The organism is uncultured Lactobacillus sp. (assembly GCF_945290125.1).
GTDB lineage: Bacteria > Bacillota > Bacilli > Lactobacillales > Lactobacillaceae > Lactobacillus > Lactobacillus rizhaonensis.
On sequence record NZ_CALYQV010000082.1, the window covers coordinates 1 to 6,638 of the forward strand.

The 6,638-nt window shown below is 35.2% G+C and carries 7 protein-coding genes and 1 pseudogene; 2 read left to right on the forward strand and 6 right to left on the reverse strand.

The window, feature by feature from the left end:
• The 6 genes from Q0K80_RS09565 to Q0K80_RS09590 form a co-directional block, all read right to left on the reverse strand.
• Positions 1-450 (reverse strand): PTS sugar transporter subunit IIA (locus Q0K80_RS09565; RefSeq protein ID WP_294605783.1); only part of this gene is annotated, 450 nt, incomplete at its 3' end.
• An 18-nt stretch (positions 451-468) separates the two neighbouring features.
• Positions 469-1,065 (reverse strand): class II aldolase/adducin family protein, encoded by a 597-nt coding sequence (locus Q0K80_RS09570; protein ID WP_294605785.1) that lies wholly within the window; start codon positions 1,063-1,065, stop codon positions 469-471.
• Positions 1,066-1,085: 20 nt separating this feature from the next.
• Positions 1,086-2,120: a galactitol-1-phosphate 5-dehydrogenase gene (locus tag Q0K80_RS09575; RefSeq protein ID WP_294605787.1), complete on the reverse strand. Its 1,035-nt coding sequence runs from the start codon at positions 2,118-2,120 to the stop codon at positions 1,086-1,088.
• Positions 2,120-3,076 carry a PfkB family carbohydrate kinase gene (locus Q0K80_RS09580; RefSeq protein ID WP_294605789.1) on the reverse strand — a complete coding sequence of 319 codons (957 nt, stop codon included), beginning with the start codon at positions 3,074-3,076 and terminating at the stop codon, positions 2,120-2,122. Before Q0K80_RS09580 ends, Q0K80_RS09575 begins: the two co-directional genes overlap by 1 nt.
• A 20-nt stretch (positions 3,077-3,096) precedes the next feature.
• Positions 3,097-4,368 (reverse strand): PTS transporter subunit IIC, encoded by a 1,272-nt coding sequence (locus Q0K80_RS09585; RefSeq protein ID WP_294605791.1) that lies wholly within the window; start codon positions 4,366-4,368, stop codon positions 3,097-3,099.
• A gap of 19 nt (positions 4,369-4,387) precedes the next feature.
• Positions 4,388-4,681 carry a PTS galactitol transporter subunit IIB gene (locus Q0K80_RS09590; RefSeq protein WP_294605793.1) on the reverse strand — a complete coding sequence of 98 codons (294 nt, stop codon included), beginning with the start codon at positions 4,679-4,681 and terminating at the stop codon, positions 4,388-4,390.
• Between the two features lie 653 nt (positions 4,682-5,334).
• Here Q0K80_RS09590 and Q0K80_RS09595 point away from each other — a divergent pair.
• Complete coding sequence (locus Q0K80_RS09595; protein ID WP_294605795.1) at positions 5,335-6,090, forward strand: DeoR/GlpR family DNA-binding transcription regulator; 756 nt, start codon at positions 5,335-5,337, stop codon at positions 6,088-6,090.
• A gap of 310 nt (positions 6,091-6,400) precedes the next feature.
• Positions 6,401-6,638: pseudogene (locus tag Q0K80_RS09600) on the forward strand (hypothetical protein); the annotation flags it as partial.

Sequence of the window (6,638 nt, forward strand, 5' to 3'; positions counted from 1 at the left end):
GTTAACAACGCAAGCATAGATTTCCTGGGCATTTTTTGCTACTAAAAATTTTTCTATAAACTGGTCGTTAACAAATAAATTCATCAGAGCTGACAATACGTCTACCTGTTTTTGACCATCCTTGATTCCCAGAATAAAGACATCTTTTACCTGAATTTTTTCTTTGTCAGCCATTTGACGTACAATTATTGACTTTGATAAACGAATAATATAAATAAAAGGAGCAGTCACGTTTTCTGGTTCAGCATGCGGAATTGCAATGTTAAAATTTTGGGTTTTTAATCCTGTAGGAAATTCTTTTTCTCTTTTTTGTAAAGCTGCCGCATACCCTGGTTTTACCAACTTTTTTTCTAAAAGCTTTTTTGCGACGTAGTTAAACAGCTCGGCTTCATTATCTACCTTCACATTTACATCCACTAAATCTGCTCTGACAATTTTTTTAAAATCCATCGAACCAACTCTCTTTTACTATGATAATTTCTCATATACAAACTTTTCTTTTGCAATCTTTGCATTCCATTCCAAACGTTCTGCCATATCATATGCTTTTTCAAGGTTTGGTCCTGTAACTAAGATGCCATGTCTGTTTAGCAAATAGGCTTTTGTTGCCTGTTGATCCTTGCGCACCTGTTTTCGAACAGCATTGGCTAAATCCATCGTCATTGCTTTATGGTATTTAAAACACCTAATCGTGCCAATTTTTTCTGTTGCTTCCGTCAGATTGGGCATGTTGATACCCAAGGTAGAAAAAGTCATTGACTCTAAGGCGTGAGCATGGACAACTGCCCCAATTTCCTGATTTTCTTCATAGCAAGCCATGTGCATATTAACTTCGCGAGTAACTTCTCCGTCACCCTCAATTACGTTCTCATTTCGATCAATTACCAAAATCTGGTCAGGCCGTAAATTGCAGTGAAATTCTTCTGACATTAACCTAGGAGTCATAATAAAATGATTTTCATCAATTTTTACACTGACATTCCCACCAGCAGAGTTGGTCACTTTACGTTCGTACATATTCTTAACAAAATTAGCAAGTTTTTCACGTTCACTTTGGTATAACATTTTTTATTTCTCCATTTATATTAACTTATCTTATACATTACTTTAATTGCACCTGAGTTTCGGTCGCGTAAAGTATCAAATGCTTTTTCTTTCTCTTCTAAGGTAAAAGTTTTGTTAATGAGTCGTTCAGTGTCAATTTTCCCAGAAGCAAGATAATCTATAGCTGCCTGCCACTCATAGCCAGGAAATGGTGCTGAAAAAGACAACCAGGACCCCGTTATTTCAAGTTCTTTACGTAAAATTTGTTCGAACTCTTGGTATTGAAAAGTTGTCGGTCTAATAGTTTTACCAATAAAAACAACTTGGCTACGTTTATCGGCATACTTAATCGCTTCAACTTGGGTGATTGGATTGCCAGCAGTTTCAAAAACAGCATCGAACAGCTGGTGGTTTTGGTAATACTTTTCCAAGTCAGTTTCAGCTGAGTTAATAACAATATCTGCACCACATTTTTGAGCAATTTTAAGATTGGAATTTTTTACATCAACTGCTGTAATTTTACCTGCACCACGCGCTTTTAATGCCATAATAGCCATTAAACCAACAGCCCCAGCACCCAAGACCAACACATTTGCACCAGCCTTAAATTGTGCCCACTCAATGCCATGAATTGCAACAGTTAGTGGCTCAATAGTGGCTGCAGTTTTTAATGAAACCTTGTTGGGCAAAATCAGACAATTCTGAGCAGGAACAGCTACATAATCAGCTAAAGCACCTGGCACACTGGAACCAATAAAAGTATAATTGGTACACATTGATGGCAGCCCTGCCCTGCATTCTACGCAATTCCCACAAGGAATTAGCGGGGCAACGCAAACTTTATCTCCAATGTTCACGTTTTTAACTTTACTGCCTATCTTTTCCACGGTACCTGAAAATTCATGCCCTAGAATTTGTGGAAACTTATGCACCTTCCCTTCATAATATCTGGGTAAATCTGAACCGCAAATGCCAGCATAAGCCACGTGAATCAGTACTTGATAATCATTAATTTCCGGAAGCGGCATTTCCTGCAGTTCCAGCTTATTTTTCGCAGTAATTACTAACGCCTTCATTATTTATCATCTCCCACTACTAAATCATTAATTTCAATTTCCTTTATTGTCTTTTCCAGCTGCTTTTTACTTACTTCAGGGAACCAATTTTCAACGTTACTAGTTGAAAATGCAAGTGCCTGACGAAGAGTTTCAGATGGACTTTGATCAATGGAGATTCCATGCATCATTCTGCCCAAGAAAAAATCACCACTAGCATTGGGATTCTTGACCTCAATTGGTTTTGAACAGCCATAAAGATACTTGCTGCCAATTCTGCCAACAGCTCCCTTAGCTCCTAGGGTAATAATGAAGTTTTTGATTTTCGGGTTGATATCAAATTGCAGCAGAAGCAAATAGTCATCAATAGACGATAATTTTTTATCTGGAAAAATATCGTAAATCTCTTCATCGTTGATTTTAATCATGTAAGGAGCTATTTTATAGGCATTTCTCAACGGCTCCCCACTTGTATCAACTACTAATTTGACTTTAATGCCACGATTTAAAAGTTCTTTGTAAACATCTTCAATGTATGTTTTTGGCATGCCTTTCATTAGCGAACCTGAAAAAACAATGTAATCTCCATTTTTTACACTATTAATGAGAGTGTTAGTGAAGCTATTAAAAAGCGTGCTGCTGAGCTTAAATCCATATTCTTGTGATAAAACAAGTGATCGGTCACTTTTATCAACCAAAATATGACACAAACGCGTATTTGTTTTTACATCTGTTTTAACAATTGGATAATGGTAACTGTCTGCTAACTGAATAAATTTTTCCCCATATTTTCCACCAAGAATCGTGTGAATTTTAAAATTAACATCTTGGTCGAAATTCAAAGCATATGCCACGTTAAAGCCTTTACCTCCGGGCACTTCTTTTAACTTTAGTGGCCTATTAGGCTTATCACGAACTATTTTTTCAAAAAGCAAAGTACGGTCAATTGCTGGATTAGGACAAATTAAATGAATCATTTTTATTTCAACTCCCCATCTTAAATAAGGCCAACGATAAATTTCAATACATAATACGTGATCCACGAATACCATTGCGTCCCGATAGCCAATGAAGTGATTTGAGAAATACCTGATGGAACGTGATAGCCTATCGATAAGGCTAAGTTAGTTAGCAGTGGTGCTGCAAGACTCGACATGTACAAAGTGATACTTGAAATGAACAATGATATAATGATTCCCCGAAACAGATTCCCTTTTGATGGCACAATCGCAAAAATTACGTAAAATGGCAACGCAGTTAAGTCCGCAAGCGGCATTGCCTTATTACCTGGCAGTATAAAAGCTAAGATCATTGTAATTGGGACCATGATTAATCCCAATGTAAGAATGTAAGGATTACCAATTCCCAATGCTGCATCCATACCGATATATAGTTTTTTACCATTAAACCGTTTCTGCATAAATTCTTGAGCCGCTTCTGAAATTGTCGATAAACCGTCCATCAAAATTGCTACCATTCGCGGTATCAGAACCAAGCTTGCTGAAATTGCCACAGCAGTAGTTAAAACTTTAGCAAGTGACATCCTGGCAACAGCTGCCATAGCTCCGCCGATAATTAAGCCCATCATCATTGGTTCACCAAAGATGCCAAGATGTTTTTGCAGTTTTTCAGGAGTCCAGCTAATCTTATTTACGCCAGGAATTCGGTCTAGCAACCAGTTTAGGGGGTAACCTAATACAGCCCAGCTTGTTGTTTGTAAGCCGGGAAAGGATACACCCTCCAATCCCAAATTCTCTTCAACATCTTTTTGCGTAAAATCCGCCAACTTGAAGATAATTGCCATGTTGATAACTGCACTAATAACTGCTATAAACATATTTTTAGTAGTTAAATATAAGGCACTTGCAGTAAACAAAGGTTGCCAATAGTTCCATATATCGATGTCCATTGTTTTTGTCCAATTAAATGCAATCATCACTATGTTGGTTAAAATAATAGCCAAAAAAACAAAGGGTACTACCGGCGTGCCCCATGCAATTGATGAAGCCACAGGCCACCCTGTGTCTGTAGCAACCAAGTGAAAATGATATTGTTTAACAAGTGCATTAACAACTGGTGAAATTGAGCTCATCATCATTCCTGACATCACATTAATGCCAACGAATCCGATTCCAACTGTTAAGCCTGCTTTAAATGCTACACTTAACTTTTTGCCGAAAATAAGGCCTAAGGCAGTAATTATTATTGGCATCATTACACTGACACCCAGATTAACGATATACTGGAAAAAGTTTAGTACATATTGCATTACTTCATCACTTCCGTCCTTAATCTTGTAATAGCTCTTTTATTTCAGAAACTGTTTTTTCTTTTCCAATTCCAGTTAGAAGGGACTGGCCTAAAACGACTGGAACACTTCCAATGTCAGCAGAAATCATGGTCGAAGACACCACTACATCGGGTTTTCTACTTGCTACCTTTGCAGGAATGTCTGCTACAGTACACTGAACAATTTCATATGGTACTTTTAATTCGGATACTATTTCTGTAACTTTTCTATTTAAAATTGTTGACGTTGCAATTCCTGTACCGCAACAAACGTATATCAATTTTTTCTTCACGGTCAATTCTCCTATGTTTTTTTAATTTCAAACAATCAGCAGCACTTCACATTTTTATTCTTTTGGTAAATATTGGTAAGCAATTCATATTCAGACTGATAACTATTCTTTTTATTAAAAAGCAAAACTTCATAATTTCCATTTGTTGAATTTAATTTTTGAACCCAGATCTCATTTTTTGTCGGAACTACTATAAATGAACTCAGAGCTCTTTTCTTTTTGAGCCAAATTTGATAAATTTCATCTATACCTAGTTCACGATTTTTTGATACTAACTTTCCAATTGACTTTGGAATGTAAAATAAGTAAATAGCTCTCGCATATATCAATAACAATCCATATCCTAAAAAAATTATGGAATAGAGCAATTGATTATTCGAAATGTTCTCTATGATTGCTTTACCTGAGTTTCCCAACGTGAAACTGTTGATTGCCCTCAATAAATTAGCCAACTGCTTTAATTCCTTTCATAAACGTTAACTTCTCGTGATATCTTTTTAGTCTTGGAAACCGGTTTCATGAACAATTGTATTAACTATGTATTTGATTTTCAATATGTTTCACCCTTTTTGAATTTTGTTCATTTTTAAGAGATAATTTATTCATATTTAGTCAATTTAAAGAAAAAATCATTGAAGTAAGGAGATAAAATTTTGTTCAAAGATATTCGATTGCAGCAAATTATGGAAATTCTTAATTCTGTAGGTAAAATTAAGACCTCTGAATTAGCCACTAAAATTTACGTGAGCCAATCAACACTTAGACGTGATTTACTATTACTTGAACAGCAAAATCTTATATCACGAAAATTTGGCTACGTTAGTCTGCTAGGTAAAGCAAACTTGGAATTTCCATATACTTTTCGAGAACAAGAAAACAATATAGAAAAAAAGCAAATTTGCAAAAAAGCATCTGCTTTCATTACCAATAATATGGCAGTATTTTTAGATTCAAGTTCAACCACAAGCTTTATACCCGATTTTTTAGTAAGAAAAAACAGGTTGGTTTTTATTACCAATGGACTATTGCATGCATATAAGCTTAGTCGACTCGAAAACGTTAATTTATACACTCTTGGAGGGCATAACCCAAGAAACTTTGGTGGAACAGTTGGAAGCGACACTATCAAACAAATTAATAATTACAACACTAATCTAGCAATTGTTTCTTTTGGCAGCCTCTTAAATGATAGTGTCTATATCACGAACAAAGAGCAGGCCAACTTTCGCTTAGCCATGATTGCTAATGCTAAAGAGAGCATTCTTCTCATGGACAGCAGCAAGTTTGACCAAAGCGACTTTATTAAAGCTGGTAATCTGAAACTCTTTAAAGCTATTATTACGGACAAAAAACCACCTAAAGATACGCTTAAGTTTTGTCAAAAAAATAAAATTGATGTACTTTGGTAAGTCCCTTTTTTCTTTGATCAATCATTTATATTTAATGTTATGAAAGAATCTTATAGTATACTTTCTCAATCCAAAACTGCCTGGCTTATCTATACTTTAAAATTTTTTTAATCAAAGCTACGTAGTATACCAGACTAGTTATCTTTTTTAAGTTGCAGGAAATAGAGAATATTTTCAAATTAGCTTGCTCAGTAAAAAACAAACTATACTTTTTAGAGATATACTTAACATAATCCAATTATTTTAAGTAAAAGTGAGTGAGTGTCAGCTAAATTTAATATTAAATAATTGCAGAAGGGCCATTTGAAATATGAAGATTACAGAAATTACCTTGCAAACAAAAAGAGCTTTTTCAAAAGCTTTAAAAGAATTATTGCGTAAAAAGCCACTTGACAAAGTAACAGTTATGCAACTACTAACGCTAACTAACCGAATCAGACCAACATTTTACTATCACTTTGAAGATATACCCGATTTAGTGAAATGGACCATAAAAAAAGAACACTTGCATGTTAAAGCAGAAGACCGGAAGTTTATCGCTCAAATTT